General features: G+C 40.3%; 16 protein-coding genes and 1 pseudogene. 9 read left to right on the plus strand and 8 right to left on the minus strand.

The features are described from left to right. Window positions 1-28 precede the first annotated feature (28 nt). The 6 genes and pseudogenes from QE422_RS17615 (at window position 29) to QE422_RS17640 (ending at window position 4509) form a co-directional block, all read left to right on the plus strand. Window positions 29-223, plus strand: coding sequence for a hypothetical protein (locus QE422_RS17615; protein WP_307461343.1), 195 nt, complete (start codon window positions 29-31; stop codon window positions 221-223). 29 nt (window positions 224-252) lie between these two features. Then, window positions 253-744 (plus strand): hypothetical protein, encoded by a 492-nt coding sequence (locus QE422_RS17620; protein WP_307461345.1) that lies wholly within the window; start codon window positions 253-255, stop codon window positions 742-744. A 117-nt stretch (window positions 745-861) separates the two neighbouring features. Then, window positions 862-2307, plus strand: coding sequence for an aminoacyl-histidine dipeptidase (locus tag QE422_RS17625; RefSeq protein WP_307461347.1), 1446 nt, complete (start codon window positions 862-864; stop codon window positions 2305-2307). A 10-nt stretch (window positions 2308-2317) separates the two neighbouring features. Continuing rightward, a complete protein-coding gene (locus tag QE422_RS17630) occupies window positions 2318-2512 on the plus strand; it encodes a hypothetical protein (protein ID WP_307461348.1) in 195 nt (64 codons plus the stop codon). Between the two features lie 286 nt (window positions 2513-2798). After that, a pseudogene (locus QE422_RS17635) lies at window positions 2799-3379 on the plus strand (TIGR00730 family Rossman fold protein). A 128-nt stretch (window positions 3380-3507) separates the two neighbouring features. Continuing rightward, a complete protein-coding gene (locus QE422_RS17640; protein ID WP_307461350.1) occupies window positions 3508-4509 on the plus strand; it encodes a GTP pyrophosphokinase family protein in 1002 nt (333 codons plus the stop codon). A gap of 54 nt (window positions 4510-4563) precedes the next feature. On the opposite strand, the gene QE422_RS17645 is transcribed toward QE422_RS17640, so the two are convergent. Continuing rightward, entirely contained in the window at window positions 4564-4893 is a 330-nt protein-coding gene (locus QE422_RS17645; protein ID WP_307461352.1) for a ferredoxin, read from the minus strand. A 60-nt stretch (window positions 4894-4953) separates the two neighbouring features. Beyond that, the gene (locus QE422_RS17650; RefSeq protein ID WP_307461353.1) at window positions 4954-6009 is read right to left on the minus strand and encodes an NAD(P)/FAD-dependent oxidoreductase; all 1056 of its coding nucleotides are present in this window, start codon (window positions 6007-6009) and stop codon (window positions 4954-4956) included. A 155-nt stretch (window positions 6010-6164) separates the two neighbouring features. Here QE422_RS17650 and QE422_RS17655 point away from each other — a divergent pair, with 155 nt between their 5' ends. Further along, window positions 6165-6935 (plus strand): DUF3108 domain-containing protein, encoded by a 771-nt coding sequence (locus tag QE422_RS17655; RefSeq protein WP_307461356.1) that lies wholly within the window; start codon window positions 6165-6167, stop codon window positions 6933-6935. Window positions 6936-7557: 622 nt separating this feature from the next. Here the strand turns inward: QE422_RS17655 and QE422_RS17660 are convergent. The 4 genes from QE422_RS17660 to QE422_RS17675 form a co-directional block, all read right to left on the minus strand. After that, complete coding sequence (locus QE422_RS17660) at window positions 7558-8202, minus strand: response regulator transcription factor (RefSeq protein WP_307461357.1); 645 nt, start codon at window positions 8200-8202, stop codon at window positions 7558-7560. Further along, the gene (locus QE422_RS17665) at window positions 8183-9916 is read right to left on the minus strand and encodes an ATP-binding protein (protein ID WP_307461359.1); all 1734 of its coding nucleotides are present in this window, start codon (window positions 9914-9916) and stop codon (window positions 8183-8185) included. The genes QE422_RS17660 and QE422_RS17665 overlap by 20 nt, the downstream gene beginning before the upstream one ends. Window positions 9917-10002: 86 nt before the next feature. Then, entirely contained in the window at window positions 10003-11013 is a 1011-nt protein-coding gene (gene pheS, locus QE422_RS17670; protein ID WP_307461362.1) for a phenylalanine--tRNA ligase subunit alpha, read from the minus strand. 130 nt (window positions 11014-11143) lie between these two features. Then, on the minus strand, window positions 11144-11803 hold the full coding sequence (locus QE422_RS17675) for a YceI family protein (RefSeq protein WP_307461364.1): 660 nt from the start codon (window positions 11801-11803) through the stop codon (window positions 11144-11146). 85 nt (window positions 11804-11888) lie between these two features. Between QE422_RS17675 and QE422_RS17680 the strand changes: the two genes are divergently transcribed. Next, on the plus strand, window positions 11889-12824 hold the full coding sequence (locus tag QE422_RS17680; protein WP_307461366.1) for a sulfate/molybdate ABC transporter ATP-binding protein: 936 nt from the start codon (window positions 11889-11891) through the stop codon (window positions 12822-12824). Between the two features lie 337 nt (window positions 12825-13161). Here the strand turns inward: QE422_RS17680 and QE422_RS17685 are convergent, their stop codons facing one another. Beyond that, entirely contained in the window at window positions 13162-13506 is a 345-nt protein-coding gene (locus QE422_RS17685; protein ID WP_307461367.1) for a zinc ribbon domain-containing protein YjdM, read from the minus strand. Window positions 13507-13700: 194 nt separating this feature from the next. Here QE422_RS17685 and QE422_RS17690 point away from each other — a divergent pair, with 194 nt between their 5' ends. Beyond that, entirely contained in the window at window positions 13701-14906 is a 1206-nt protein-coding gene (locus tag QE422_RS17690; protein WP_307461369.1) for an RsmB/NOP family class I SAM-dependent RNA methyltransferase, read from the plus strand. 187 nt (window positions 14907-15093) lie between these two features. Here the strand turns inward: QE422_RS17690 and QE422_RS17695 are convergent, their stop codons facing one another. Beyond that, complete coding sequence (locus QE422_RS17695) at window positions 15094-16047, minus strand: manganese catalase family protein (RefSeq protein ID WP_307461371.1); 954 nt, start codon at window positions 16045-16047, stop codon at window positions 15094-15096. Window positions 16048-16160: the final 113 nt, after the last annotated feature.

The raw sequence follows: 16160 nt of genomic DNA on the forward strand, positions 1-16160 counted from the left end.
TCCGGTCGATTTCGTTGTTAATTAGCAAATGTATGAGAAAAAAGTTAGAAGTAAAGGAAAAAACATGTCCAAATTTCCTCCTGCATTTGATATTAATATTCATATTGATGATTCAGCCGGAGTGGAAATGGAAGGAAGAAAGTTTGGATTTAAAACAATTATAATATCAGTCAGTGATACAGACTGGGTAAATACTATTCTGAAAAAAATCGATGAATTTTAATTTCAGAATTTATATTAAATAATATCACAATGAAATATTTAATCATTTTTTTGTCGGCTTTCTTATTGATAGCCTGTAAAAAGGAGAAAGAAACGATTTCCGGTTCAGAAAAAAAAGATTCCGTAACAGTTGTTCAGGATACGGTAAAGGCTGAAACTTCTTCCGGTGCCATATTGGTGGAAACATTTCCTTTCCCGAAAGAAATTAAAGAATGCTCCTGCTATTTTGCAAAGAACAAGGCTGATTTTGAAAACGAAAAGTACATCTATGCCGATGATGCGGGGAAAACCGCTTATATGAAACTGGACGGAAAAAGACTCGCGATGAACCTGATCTCTTCCAGCGATATGGAAGTAGATGAACAGCTGAGCAAAGAAATAGAAAGCGGAGATTATAAAATTTCCATACAGGGAAAAAAAATAAAAGACGAGGAAGCGCTGCTGTTCGAAGGGACCATCAGAATTGAAAAACCGGACGGAACCGTTGTTACCCTGCCGATTTACGGAGAGTGCGGATGTTAACAGCTTCTAGCTTCTAGCTTCTAGCTTCTAGCTTCTAGCTTCTAGCTTCTAGCAAAAATATAGCTTCCGCTTTATGGAAGCATTTTTTATTTTGTAATTTTGAGAAAAATAAATTCAATGGAACTATCGAATATAGAACCGCAGATTATCTGGAAAAATTTCTCCAGATTAAATGCAGTTCCGAGACCATCAAAAAAAGAAGAAAGGGTAATTGCCTTCATCAAGGAATTCGGTGAAAATCTGGGACTTGAAACAACAGTAGATGCCGTGGGAAATGTAATCATCAGAAAACCGGCCACTCCGGGAATGGAAGACCGCAAATCGGTGGTTTTGCAATCCCATCTGGATATGGTCTGCCAGAAAAACAATGATGTAAATTTCGATTTTGAAACGGAAGGCATCAATATGGAAGTTGACGGGGACTGGGTAAAGGCAAAAGGAACTACTTTGGGTGCCGACAACGGTCTGGGAGTGGCAACCATCATGTCGGTCCTGGAAAGTTCGGATATTCCGCACCCTGCTCTGGAAGTTCTTTTTACCATCGACGAAGAAACCGGGATGACAGGGGCATTAGGACTGAGACCGGGACAACTGACCGGTGATATTTTACTGAACCTGGATACGGAAGAAGATGATGAAATCGATATCGGCTGTGCAGGAGGCATTGACGTTACGATTTCCCAAAATTATCCAACAGAAGCGGCTCAGGGACAAATTGTAAGATTTGAAGTGAAAGGTCTTCAGGGCGGTCATTCCGGAATGGATATCCACAAAGGTTTCGGGAATGCGAATATGATCCTGGGACGCCTGTTGTACAAAGCACTGGAAAAAGAAAACATTCAGCTGGTTTCCATCGATGGCGGCGGACTGAGAAATGCTATTCCGAGAGAAGCTGTGGCGATTGCATCCGTAAGAAATGCCCAGGAATTTATTGACGAACTGTCAACCGGCCTTAAAAATGAAATTTTAGAGGAATTTGCCAGTATAGAAGCCGGAATCCAGATTAATATTGAACATGCGACTACTTCTGAAAAAGCCATTTCCGAAGGAGATTCAAAGAAAATTATTCTGACGTTGAAATCCCTTCATAATGGTGTATACCGAATGAGTCCGGATGTGAAGGATCTGGTAGAATCTTCAAACAATGTGGCAAGGGTTGAACTGAAAGAAGGGGCTTTAAGAATTTTAAACCTTTCCCGGTCATCGGTTGAATCTTCTAAAGATGCTGTAGCGGAGCAGCTTAAATCCGTGGCAGATTTAGCAGGAATGAATACGGTATTCAGCGGTTCTTATCCGGGATGGAAGCCGAAGCCGGGTTCTGAAATCGTTCAGCTGATGGAGAAAATCTATACGGAAAAGTTTACGGAAAAACCTCATGTTGTAGCTTGCCACGCCGGACTGGAATGCGGAATCATCGGAGCAAACTACCCTGAAATGGAAATGGTAAGCTTCGGACCAACGATCCGTGGCGCCCACTCTCCGGACGAAAAGGCAAACATCTCCTCCACCCAGAAATTCTGGAGCTTCCTAAAAGATATTTTAGCGAATATTCCACAGAAATAAGATTGAAATCATGATCGGGACCTGGAAAGGAAAATACAGATACCATTTTAAGACAGGTGTTGAATTTAATAATCAGGAAGTTGAGTTTATCATTGAAATCAAAGAATTTGATGGTGAAAAATTTTCCGTAACCGTTAAGGATCTTAATGAATATTTCGGAACAAAAGGCATCGTAATTATAGAAGGTAAAATTAATATTTTGTAAAGCAGATGCCAGTAAAAACCCTTGTTTTAAACCATAAAAGAAGAGTGGAAGACTCCAACAAAAAACACAGGCCTATTTATTATTCTGGAATTTCAAATCATGAGAATTCGTTTTCAGGAACTTGGAAGATAAAAGGCGGTATCAGTTTTTTCAATAAACAATTGTATCTTTCTCTTACAACAAAAGGATTCTGGGAAATGAATAAACTATAAACTGCAAGATTGCGGTTTAGAATATCCAAAGTCGTTGATTTTGGATATTTTTGTTTTAATTTATTAAATACATTATGAAAAGCATCACCGTATTCTGCGGATCGAGTTTCGGTTCGGACAATATTTATAAAGAACAGGCAATCTTATTAGGACAAACATTGGCTAAACAAGGCATTCAATTGATCTATGGCGGCGCTGATGTCGGACTCATGGGCGCTGTAGCAGACGGAGCTTTAAATGCCGGCGGGAAAGTTATCGGCGTCCTTCCCACTTTTTACAGTCTAAAGAAATTGCCCACAAGCAGCTGACGGAACTTATTCTGGTAGAAAGCATGCATGAAAGAAAAACCAAAATGAATGATCTCTGCGACGGTGTAATTGCTCTTCCCGGCGGTTATGGAACCCTTGAGGAATTCTTTGAAATGATTACCTGGGCACAGCTTGGCCTTCACCAAAAACCGATCGGCATTCTGAATATTGACGGCTTTTACGACGATCTGATCAGTATGGTTCAAACCATGGTAATTAAAGGCTTTTTAAAACAGGTTAATCATGATATGTTGCTGATCAGCGATCGTATTGAAGAGCTGTTGGAAATGATGAAGAATTACCAAGCACCCACGGTTGGAAAGTGGATTTCAAAAGAAGATGTTTAGCAGACGTTCTCAATTGCATTTCCTTTTATTTCGGAACGCTGAAAGGGTTTTAATTACAACGGAAAATTTGTACATTCAGGAAAAATCAAATTCATTAAATTTATCCATTTTAAAATAAGAGTTTACAAATGCCTGACGATTATCTGAATAAAATTTTAGCCGAATATAAAGAATCCCATTCCTTATATTCCGCTTTAGGTTCCAAAGTGGAACATACGGTAAAAAGATTATGCAAGAATATTCCTATCCATCAGATCACCAGCAGAGTAAAAACCAGAGGAAGCCTTGCCCAGAAAATCATCAAAAAAGATAAATACAGGAACCTGGACGATATCACCGACATTCTGGGATTGAGAATCATCACCTATTTTGAAGATGACATTTCCAAAATTGAGGAAATCCTGAACCGTGAATTCACCGTTGACTGGACCAATTCTGTCGATAAGGGAAATATAGAGATTGATAAGTTCGGATACAGAAGTATTCATTTTATCCTTCAGATCAGTGAAAATAAAGCGGAGATGAAAGATTATGCGGACTTTAAAAATATCAGGTTTGAAATTCAGATCAGGAGTATTCTCCAGCATTCATGGGCAGAAATCGAGCATGACCTGGGATATAAATCGGTTACGGATATTCCTCAGAAGGCACAACGTACATTCTACCGGGTCGCAGCCCTGCTCGAACAGGCAGATATAGAATTTACCAAGCTGAAAAAGGAAATCCATGAATTTGAAAATTCAGTAAGTAAAAACCTCAAGAACAAAAGAGAACTGATTAATATCAATGAATCAACTATTATTGCCTTTGTAAAAAAGAACACATTGCTTCGCGAGATCGAAAACAAAGTGAGGAAAGCACTCAAAACGCCTGGCCAATCAAAGTTTGATACCGCTTATATTTCGGCAAATCATTTTCCGGCACAGCTTAAAGATCTGGGAATTCTGAATCTTATACAATTGGAGGACGAGCTTTTGAAGCATAAAGACGACATTATCACCAGTGAAATCAGTTATCTGAAGTCAGTAAATAAAAATCTGACCGACCAGAGCATTAAATTTGCCATTCCGCAGGGAGCTCCTATACTATGGCTGATTCATTATCTCCAAAGCAAGCATAATACAAGATAACAAAACCTCCTGAATCTTCAGGAGGTTTTTATATATTTTCTAAAAATAAATTCTCTAAGGATAAGGGGCAATCTCTACTTCCAGCCCTTCCATTTCTGGAACGATGTGCAGCTGGCAGCCCAGTCTGCTGTTGCTTTCTACATGGAACGCTTCACCCAGCATAGCATCTTCTTCATCCCCCATCGGCTCAAGCCCAGGATCGTTTACCACGTACACCTGACAGGAAGCACACATGGCCATTCCTCCGCAAACCCCTATCGTTCCTTCCTCTGCCAATTCATACGAACGGATGATTTCCATTAAATTCATGGACATATCCGTTGGGGCTACTACATCATGGGTCACGCCTTCACGGTCGGTGATCTTTATGTTTATATCGCTCATTTCTATTCTATTGATTTCTAATGTTATTCGCTGATGGCAGGACCTTCAACGGCAACAAATTTAGTCAATTTTTTTCACAACGGCTTTCTCAGCTTCTTTTCGGCTACCGTCGAAACCATCTACCCCACTTACCGTTGTATATTTCAATACGAATTTTTTACCCGGGTTCAGTCGGTTGTACACACTCTGGCACATTAAGGTGGCCTCGTGGAATCCGCAAAGGATCAGCTTCAGTTTTCCTGGATAGGTATTGATATCGCCGATGGCATAAATTCCGTCTATGTTGGTCTGGTAATCCAAAGCATTGTTTACAACGATGGCATTTTTCTCGATATTCAGTCCCCAGTTTCCGATTTCTCCCAATTTCGGAGTCAAACCAAATAAAGGAATGAAATAATCCGTTTCAATATCATAAGGATCCTGTCCGTCGATCGCTACCGTGATAGCTTCTACCTTTCCGTCACCTTTGATGGCCGTAACTTCTGCCGGAGTAATCAGTTTAATTTTACCTTGATTTTTAAGCTCCTGAACTTTCTCTACGGAATCCAATGCGCCACGGAACTCATTTCTCCTGTGGATCAAGGTAACTTCGCTGGCTACATTTGATAAGAAGATGCTCCAATCCAGAGCTGAATCTCCTCCACCTGCAATGATTACTTTTTTATTTCTGAAATGCTCAGGTTCTTTTATGAAATACTCAAGACCTTTTTCTTCGTAATCGGCAACGTTTTCAATCGTTGGCTTTCTAGGTTCAAAAGTTCCAAGACCTCCAGCGATGGCAATGGCTTTTGCCCGGTGGACTGTTCCTTTATTGGTAACCACCTCAAACCATTCATCATCTACTTTGGTGTATGAAACAGCGGTTTCACCCAAGGTAAACCCAGGTTGGAACTGCTTGATCTGCTCCATCAGATTATCTACCAGTTCTCCCGCATTCACGGAAGGATAACCCGGAATATCGAAAATAGGTTTTTTAGGATAAAGCTCAGCCAATTGTCCTCCCGGTTGAGGAAGTGCATCGATAATGTGGCACTTCATTTTCAGTAAACCTGCTTCAAATACAGCAAAAAGTCCAGTCGGGCCGGCTCCTATGATCAATATATCGGTCGTTATCATAATAATAAGATAATTTAATTATAGTTGTGACTGCAAATTTACTAATTTTAATGCGAAGCCTATTTAATTCATTCTAAATAAAAAACTGAGATTTATCAAACCTTTGCCCATTTTTTCAATCTAAGAGTTGGCAACCTTTTTGTAAAATTGTAATTATGAAGAAAATTTTTAATGTAATTTCCCTTTTTTTATTCTTTCTCGGCTACGGCCAGATCACCAATATTAATGATGGTGAGTCGATTACCCTGAGAATCCATTACGGATTTCTAAATGCCGGCTATGCTAATCTTACTGCACAAAAAACCAACTATAAAGGCGTTCCCCATCTTCATGTAAGAGGAACGGGACAGACTACCGGCGCGGTAAAGGCATTTTTTAAGGTGGATGATTTTTACGAAAGCTATATCAACATGCAGACGGAGCTTCCCAGCTTTTATGTCAGAAATGTAAAGGAAGGCAGCTACAGACAGCATCTTGAAACGGTTTTCAACCACAGCAACAATACATTAATCCTAACCGACAGAAAAACTCCGGCCAACGGATCTAAAGTGATAAAATCCGTAAAAGGGGTACAGGATATGCTTTCCTGTTTTTATTACCTGAGAAGCAAAAGCCCGGCAGAACTTAGAGTTGGAAGTGTGATCAACATGAACGTATGGATTGATGATGAAATGTTCCCTTTTCAGCTGAAAGTAACGGGAACGGAAAATCTGGATACGAAATTCGGAACCATCAACTGCCTGAAAATTATTCCATCGGTAAAAAGTGGAAGGGTTTTTAAAGAAAAAGAAGGGGTAACAATGTGGGTATCTAATGATGCCAACCATATACCGATTCTCCTGAAAGCGGAAATTGCCGTAGGATCGTTGAAAGCAAGCATTGATAGTTTTAAAAACGTAAAATATCCTTTAAAGTTTACAAAGTAATGTAAGTTAAATAACAAAAATACCTGCTGATGAGCAGGTATTTTTTATTTCCATGTAACATAAGCCAAGATCCGGTTGTCTATTATGTATAAGCTTTGTAAAATTCATTATTTAGCATGAACAGGTTTTAAAGATGTTTTTAATTACGTTTTGTTTCTAAGGTCAGTAATTAAAAACAAAAAGCCTCCGGAATACTCCGGAGGCTTACTTTCATTAAATGTGTTTTTTTAGGCCGCCTTCATCAAATCCCCTTAAAAAAGTATCTTACTTCAGGATTTTTCAATCTTTAATAAGATACAAAATCATTTGTGTTTTTAGATCCCGGTTCTATATAAGAATCATCATTTGTGTTTAGAACCAAAGACCACTTAAAGTATAGGTTAATAATTGTTTATTATTCTTATACAAAAATACCATCTGCAGCGTTTATAATCACTATAAATCATTTAGATATATATCGCCGGAGCTGTAGATATTTATCTACAACGATAGAATTATCATGCAAATTCGGACAGAATAAAGCCTGGAATCTATTGTAAAGATGCCATTAACAAATATGGTAAGACTTCATGATTCAAATGAATAATGAAGTCTTACTAGCCGATAAAATTTGCTACAAATTTTAACCGTGTTTTTTATAAAGTTCGAGCAGCTCTACGAGGTTATCGATTTTAAGCTTATCAAAAATCCTTTTCTTTATAGTGCTTACCGTATTTTGTTTCACATCCAGCTTATTGGCGATCTCAAGGTTTCCCAGTCCTTCCGCATACATTCCTGCAATCTGGAATTCCCGTTCGGTCAGCGATAAAAAAGGATTGATCAGATTCCGGTTATGAAGTGAATCCAATAGTAAAGCCTGGGTTTTGGGGGAAATATATTCGCCGTGTGTAATTATTTTCATAATGGCCTGCTTTATTTCCTCTTCTTCATTTAGCTTGCTTAGAAAACCGTTCACTCCTGCATTGATAAATTTAAGAGCATGAATGTCTTCGTCGATCCCGGTAAAAATCAGGATCCGGATCTCAGGATTCAGCTTTTTGATTTCCGGTATAGCAGAAAGGCTGTTTCCATCAGGAAAATGAGCATCGATGATGGCGATATCGATGGGCTGACTGGTAATGAATTCCACAGTCTGCTGAAGATTGGAGGTATGAAAAATCTCATGTTCGATACCGATGTCTTCCAAAAGAAAAACAATCCCCTGCCGTATCAGGCTATGGTCGTCAGCCAATAAAAAACGGATGACTTTATGATCTGGTTTGTTCATGGGTAAGATTTAAATTAACTGAGAAAGTTACGGTGGTCCCTTTACCTGGCTCACTTTCCACGGCAATATGTCCCGAATACAATTCTATAATTTCCTTACACAGGCTCAGCCCGAGGCCGGCCCCGAGGTTTTCTACATCTTCAGACAGGACTCCTTGATAATAAGGTTCGAAAATCTTATCAAGATCATGCCTGGAAATCCCTGCTCCGGTGTCGGATATTCTGGTTATCATGGAAATCGTATTTTCATCAAGAGGCTGTGTCTTTACATCAACTGTGATCTGCCCATTCTCCGTGAATTTATTGGCATTTCCCAGAATATTCATAAAGATCTGGTTGATCTTTTTATTGTCGGAATAAACAGTAAGATCGGGATTGATCCTCTCATTAATGATAAAAGTATTGTTTCTCGTCTCTATATACGGATCAATAGAAGCCAGTATGGAAGTGATTTCGTTTTTAAGATTGAATTCCACCGGGATCAGCTTATTCTCTACTGCCTGGTTCTTGGTATATTCCAGGATCTGGTTGGCCTGGATCAGCAAACTGTCGTTCGTAAAGCTTATGGATTTCAGATACTCCTTAATCTTCGGGTCATCCGTTTTTTTATTGATCCTGCTGATGAAAAGACCGATAATCTTTAGCGGCGATCTAAGTTCATGGCTTAGCATTCCTAAAATCCGGTTTTTAAAATTGAGGTTTTCTTTGATCTGAAGATTGGCTGTATTCAAGCGTTTTTCATAAATAAAGGCAATCCGGGTAAGGAACATAATAAGAACAGAAACGATGAACATCAGAATCATAGCGCCAAATACCAGATTTGTACGGATCCTGCTGCTTTCGGAATTCTGTGCATCATATTCTTTCTGAAGATCGGTTTTTGAGCCTTTGATGGCGACATCATAAATATTCATCAGCCCGTTGCTGTAGATCAAAAGCTTGCTGAAAATCCGGTAAAACCGGCCATCGTTATCTTGCTTTTCGATCACTTTAACCTCGATTTTCCTGATCTGCCCGGTATAATGATTTGTTACCTGGTTCATAAGGCTGTCTACTTCCGCTTTGATTTCCGCGGACACCGGAACTGTCCCCTGTCTTACTGTAACTACCGTGCTGTCTTTACGTATACTCTCTTTTCCGGAAATAGCATCTCCCAAACGCCCGAAAAACCCTTTTTTCTTTATTGTATCCGAAAATGTCTTCGTTTCGATATTGAACCGGTCAAAATTGTAATCTGCATGGTATTTCTGCAGCTTTGGAAAATCGTTCGATGCCCTTGCATTGGATCTGGCAGAATATTCATATGTTGAATCGATAAGCGACTGTAATTTTTTAATCTCTAATGAATCGCTTTTCCGTAAGGTTAACATTTTTTTCAGCCGTGGATACTTTGATCCGTAATTATTGATATTTTCTAAATTTTCCCCAAGATGATGCAGCGAGGCGAAATAATCGTCCAGGTATCTTTCATCTTCATAAATAATATAATTCTGAAAACAGTTCTGCGCATTCAGAAGTTCCTTCCGGGAGTTATCGGTCAGATTTTCCAGGTTATTGACTTCTTTAAGTTGTTTTTCGAAAAAAGCCAGATTTTTTCTGGTCAGAAATTCATTGTAAAAAAAGGCTGCAATAAGAAGTTGTATGAGCAGAATACAAACAATTAATGAGAAATGGATAATTTTTCTTGATTTGAAACTAAATAATTTTCTGAGCATTTTGTGTGATTTTCAGGATAAATTTAATAAAAAAATCCTGTAAATAAATTTTTTACAGGATTTGTATATATTAAAGTTTACCTCTACTATAAAGTCTTAAACTGCTCCAATGTTCTGATGTCGTTCTCGAAGAACATTCTGATATCGCTCATTTGGTAAAGAAGCATAACGATTCTTTCAATCCCCATTCCGAAAGCATATCCCGAATATTTCTCAGGATCGATGTTCACATTTTTAAGAACCGCAGGGTCTACCATTCCGCACCCCATGATTTCCAACCATCCTGTTCCTTTGGTGATTCTGTAATCGGTTTCAGAATTCAGTCCCCAGTACACATCAATCTCTGCACTTGGCTCTGTAAAAGGGAAATAAGACGGTCTCAATCTGATTTTGGATTTTCCGAAAAGCTCTGTGGTAAAGAACTGGATGGTCTGTTTAAGATCGGCAAAGCTTACATTTTCATCAATGTACAATCCTTCAATCTGGTGGAAAATACAGTGCGAGCGCGAAGAAACCGCTTCATTACGGAACACCCTTCCCGGAGATAAAATCCTGATCGGAGGCTGGTTCTGTTCCATATAACGGATCTGTACGGAAGACGTATGCGTTCTCAACAAAATATCAGGGTTCTGCTCGATGAAAAAGGTATCCTGCATATCTCTTGCCGGATGGTATTCCGGAAGATTCAGCGCGGTAAAGTTGTGCCAGTCGTCCTCGATTTCCGGACCGTCTGCCACAGCAAAACCAATGGATTTAAAAATCTCGATAATCCTGTTTTTTACCAGGTTGATCGGATGTCTCGATCCCAGATCAAGAGGAAAAGCCGGTCTGGTAAGGTCTTCTTTCTCTACGATAATAGAAGATGCTGAAGCATTTTTCAAATCCTCCAATTTTACGTTCACAGCCTGCTTCAGTGTATTGATCTTTTGTCCGAAATCTTTTTTCTGGTCGTTTGGAACTTCTTTAAATTTTTCAAAAAAATCGTTCAGAATTCCCTTCTTACCATTGTATTTGATCCGGAAGTTTTCGATCTCCTCCTTTGATGTCGCATGGAAGCTGTTTACCTCAACCAGTAATTCTTCTATCTTTTCTATCATTGTTTTACCCTTTCAAAATGTTTTGCAAAAATACGGTTTTTCACCCGAATAAATTTCTTAAAATTGTTAAAAAAATCTGCCTCTTTGCGGGAGGCAGACTTCAATCACTTATTTCACTTAAATAAAAAAATTATTTCTTTTCCAAAGCTTTTACGTTGATCTGAAGCGTTACCTCGTCTTTTATCACGCCGTTGGCGGCCGGAGCTTTAAAGGTTACCCCAAATTCTTCCCGCATCACGTCCTTCGGCTCGGTAGCGATGCTGGCCACTCCGTTTTTCACGGAAACATTGGCCTTAAACTGAATCGGCTTGGTAATTCCCTTAATCGTCAGATTCCCGTCCAGAAGGGTGTTATAGTCGCCTTCCGCAGATGAAGCCACTTTTGTAATTTCAAAAGAAGCCGTCGGGAATTTTTCCACATCGAAAAAATCTTTGCTTTTCAGGTGCCCGTTCAGCTTATCTAAATTTTCCTGATCGCCTTTAAGATCTTCCGAAGTTAAGGATGCCATATCGGCAACGAATTTTCCGCTTTCCAGCTTTCCGTCTTTTACGGTAACGTCGCCGCTCTCAAACTTTATGGTTCCGAAGTGGCTGGTGTTTTCAGATTTTAAAATTTTATAACCTTTCCATTCTACCCTGCTGTTCAGAGTGTCCACCACATACTGAGCGCCCTCTTTAGTTGTTGCCACCTCATTGCTTTCGCTGGTAAGAGGCTTTTCCTTTTTACAGGAAACCACCGCCGCCAAGGCAAAAAATGCGGGAATGACTAACGAAAACAGCTTTTTCTTCATGATTTATAAATTTTTATTGCTCCTGCTAAAATAATAAAAAAAATTCTTCTTTCCTAGAAACATTTCAAATCCTTACTTTTGTAATATGCTATTAGAAATTCGTCATCTCAACTTTTCCTATACCAAAGAAAAACCGCTGTTTCAGGACCTTAATCTGAATCTTGAAGCCAGTAAGATCATTGCGCTGGCCGGAGAAAGCGGATGCGGGAAATCGACTTTGCTGAGCCTGATCTACGGACTGATCGACTGGGAAAGCGGAGAAATTATTTTCGACGGCGGGAAACTGTTCGGGCCGAAAGGGAATCTTGTTCCGGGTGAGGCCAACATGAAATTTGTTGCCCAGAATTTCGATCTGATGCCGTATGCCACCGTGGCTGAAAATGTGGGAAAATTTATTTCCAATATCAATTTAAACAAGAAAAAAGAAACCGTAGCCGAACTTCTTGAAGTGGTAGGCCTGGAAGATTTTGCCAACGTCTTACCGAAATACCTCAGCGGTGGCCAGCAGCAGCGGGTGGCTATTGCACGGGCACTTTCCGTGCTTCCGAAACTGCTGATCCTCGATGAGCCTTTCAGCAACCTGGATTTCCCGAGAAAGATCGAACTTCGGGAAAAATTGTTCCGCTATGTGAAACAGAACCATATTTCGCTGCTAATTTCCACCCATGAGCTTCAGGACATCATCCCCTGGCTGGATCGGATCATCGTTCTTCAGAGCGGAAGCGTAATCCAGGACGGCAGCCCTGAAGAAACCTATAGAAATCCTTATAACAGCTATGTTGCAAAACTTTTCGGCGAAGTAAATATTTTCAGCGAGACGGAAAAAACGGATTTTCAGCTACCCAAATTTTCCTATTATCCCCAAGAGATCCGCATCACTGAAAACGGTACGGAAGCGGAAGTCGTGGAAAGCCGGTTTGCAGGAAACCATTACTGGAACAAAATAAAGGCCCGCAATAAAGAACTGGTAATGTACACGGATCATAAAACAGAAGGAAGAATAAGGATCTCATTTGACTGAACGGATTTCATTTTCCCGGAGTCCGGAAAGGAACGGCTGTAGCCCTAGCCCCGATTGCCGTGGAAATCCTTTTTTTGAAGAAAAAAGATTGCAACAGAAAGCGGGAAAAAGCTCCTGAAAAATCCTGTAACGTTCACATTCACTAAAAATTAACCCTGAATTACCGGATAAAAAAAAATACAAATATAAGATCGGTTTAAAAAAACTTTTCTTACATTTGTATCTACACAGCATAAGGAAATTTTTGGTTAATTCTCTTTCTGCCTCCTGAGACGAACATCAGCAATCCTGCGATAGAGTCTTTCGAAAGATTACACTGTCCAATTCTTTCCTTTTTTTATGCCTTTTTCACAAATTCCGACTTCAAGGCCATCGCCCCGAAACCATCTATTTTACAGTCGATATTATGGTCGCTGTCCGGACGCAAACGGATATTTTTCACTTTCGTTCCCGCTTTTACCGGCTTTGGTGCTCCTTTTACCGGAAGATCTTTAACAACCACGACCGAATCCCCATCCTGAAGCTCATTCCCGTTCGAATCAAGAATTTTTCCTGAAGCGGATGCCTCAGCAGCTGTTTCCTCAGGATTCCATTCGTAGAAGCACTGGGAGCAAACCATCATGTTATCGCTAGGATAGGTAAACTCGGAGCTGCATTTAGGGCAAAGTACAGTATCACTCATATTTTTATTTTTTGCAAAGGTAGAGTTTTAAAGTTTTCAATTAAAATTTTACGGTATGAGATATTTCGTTCTTTGCCGCTTGCATTGTTCATGATTTATGATAAGAAACAGGAGATAAAACACCAAACCCGAATCCCGAGAATGTCAACTTAAATTCGTATTTTTGCAGATTCAAAATAGCAGAACCCAATTTTATGGAATTGATACACAGAAACCTGGCCATCGGAATCCACGATGCATTGCAGGAAACGTTTTTCGAGAAAAATAAATACGCCGATAAAGTGATCGAAAGGCTGCTGAAGGCGAATAAAAAATGGGGAAGCCAGGACAGAGCCGTTGTTTCTGAGATTTTCTACAATATCATCCGCTGGAAGAAACGCCTTGAATATTATATGGGCGAAGGCGTAAAACCCAACAACGTTTATAAATTAATCATTGCTTACCTATTGTGGAGCAAGACCAACTATAAAAAATTTGAGGAATTCGACGGCATTAAGATCGCCGATATCCTAACCAAACTTAAAAAAGGAACTGTTCCTACCAAAGCCATCGAATATTCCATTCCGGACTGGCTGGCGGAAACCCTGGAAAAAGAACTGGGCCCGAAATGGGAAAAAGAAATGGATGCCCTGAACGATCAGGCACCGACGGTTCTGAGAGCAAATTCCCTTCGTACCACCACCAAAGAGCTGATCTCCGATCTTTCGGATGAAAATATTGTTTCTTATCCGATCCGTAATTATCCGGATGCCGTACAGCTGGAGGAGAAAAAAAATGTATTTCTTACGACTGCTTTCAAAGAAGGTTTGTTTGAAGTTCAGGATGCTTCTTCCCAGAAAATCGGGTATTTCCTGGACGTGAAAGAAGGCCAGCGTGTCGTGGATGCGTGTGCTGGCGCCGGTGGGAAAACCCTTCACCTTGCCGCGCTGATGGGAAACAAAGGACAGATCATCGCACTGGATATTTTCGAATGGAAACTGGCTGAATTAAAACGACGCGCCAAAAGAGCCGGAGCCCACAACATCGAGACCCGTCTGATCACGGATAATAAAGTCATCAAAAGACTTCATGATAAGGCAGACCGGTTATTGATCGATGCTCCCTGCTCAGGATTGGGTGTTCTGAAGAGAAATCCGGACAGCAAATGGAAAATCGACCAGGATTTTATCGATAGAATCAAAGGAGAGCAACAGCAGATCCTTCAGGATTATTCCAAGATGCTAAAAGTAGGCGGAAAAATGGTATACGCTACCTGTTCTATCCTGCCTTCCGAAAACAACGGCCAGGTAGAAGAATTCCTGAAAAACAATCCGAATTTTAAAATGATCAAAGATGAAAAAGTAATGCCGAGCGAAGGCTATGACGGTTTTTATATGGCTTTGATTGAAAGGGTTTCGTAAAAAGAAATAACATCTTATATATAAACTACTCTACTTTTGGAGTAGTTTTTTTTGCATTAAATATTAATTGAAAACTTCATATTAAACTCCTGTTGCAGCACAAAACGCCTGTGAAATGATACTTCACAGGCGTTTCTAATAAACTTATTAATATATACATCTGTCAGAAATCACAGGATCAAAAAAGTTATTCCTCTTTGTTTCCATTAATCCCGATATTCTGATCGATTTTTCCTCCTGACTCCTTAAACTCAGTGAAAGCATCTGCCAACGCCTGTAGTTCTGCATCAAGTCCCGGTGCAAATTCTTCGGGACGTTCAGGCATCTGCGGAACTAAGAACGATTCGCGGGGCTCCGTAAGTGTGGTAAGCTGGGTACCGTCATTAAAAGGAGACGGGCCGCTGAAAATCTGCTCCATCATCGATCCGTCTAAACGGAAAGTGTATTGTTCTCTGTGGAGCCCCAGGTCAAGCAGCCTCTTTACCTCAGGAAACTGTGAAGAATCAAATTTCGGTACAGGCAGCACTTTTCCCCAATCTACCCCCAGTTTTTCCAGTGCCTTGGCAAAAGCCGCCTGGTGGGCTTCGTCCCGGACAATAAGAAACGCAACGGTGGCCCGCAGGGTTTTGTTGGTGCTCATTTCATAGATCCTGCACTTCTGAAGCCTACCGGTAGCTTCCAGCACAAGATTATCCATCAGATCGAGTACAAGGTTTCCGTGGTTGTGTACATAACTGCCGCTCCATGGGTTGCCGGCAGCATCTACCGGAAGAGCTGACTGAGCACCGATGATGTAGTGATGCGGATTCTGTTGTTCTTTCGCCATATCGAGGGCAGCGTCCCCGTTTTTACCCGGTGCTTCATACTGATCTCCCTGATACCTCGGAGAACCGTCCAGAAGCTGGGAAATTGTCTTGGTGATGAGCTCTACGTGAGAAATTTCCTCAATACCTACGCCCTGGATCAGATCCATATACGGCGTGGCATTACCGCGGAAATTAAAACTCTGGAAGAGAAACTGCATCATGGTACGCATCTCGCCGAACTGACCTCCTAACCCTTCCTGCAGGGCATTGGCCGCGGATGGATCCGGTTCGTCAGGCACAATGGGATTGATAAGCTTTTGTGAATGATAAAACATATATTTTATTTTTGGTGTTGGATATAAAATCAGCCAACTTTATGCCACCCAGCCACAATATGGTACGTAAAATATTGAAAATTAATACTTTATGATTTAAGCCATATAAAATA

Source organism: Chryseobacterium sp. SORGH_AS_0447 (assembly GCF_030818695.1).
Classification (GTDB): domain Bacteria; phylum Bacteroidota; class Bacteroidia; order Flavobacteriales; family Weeksellaceae; genus Chryseobacterium.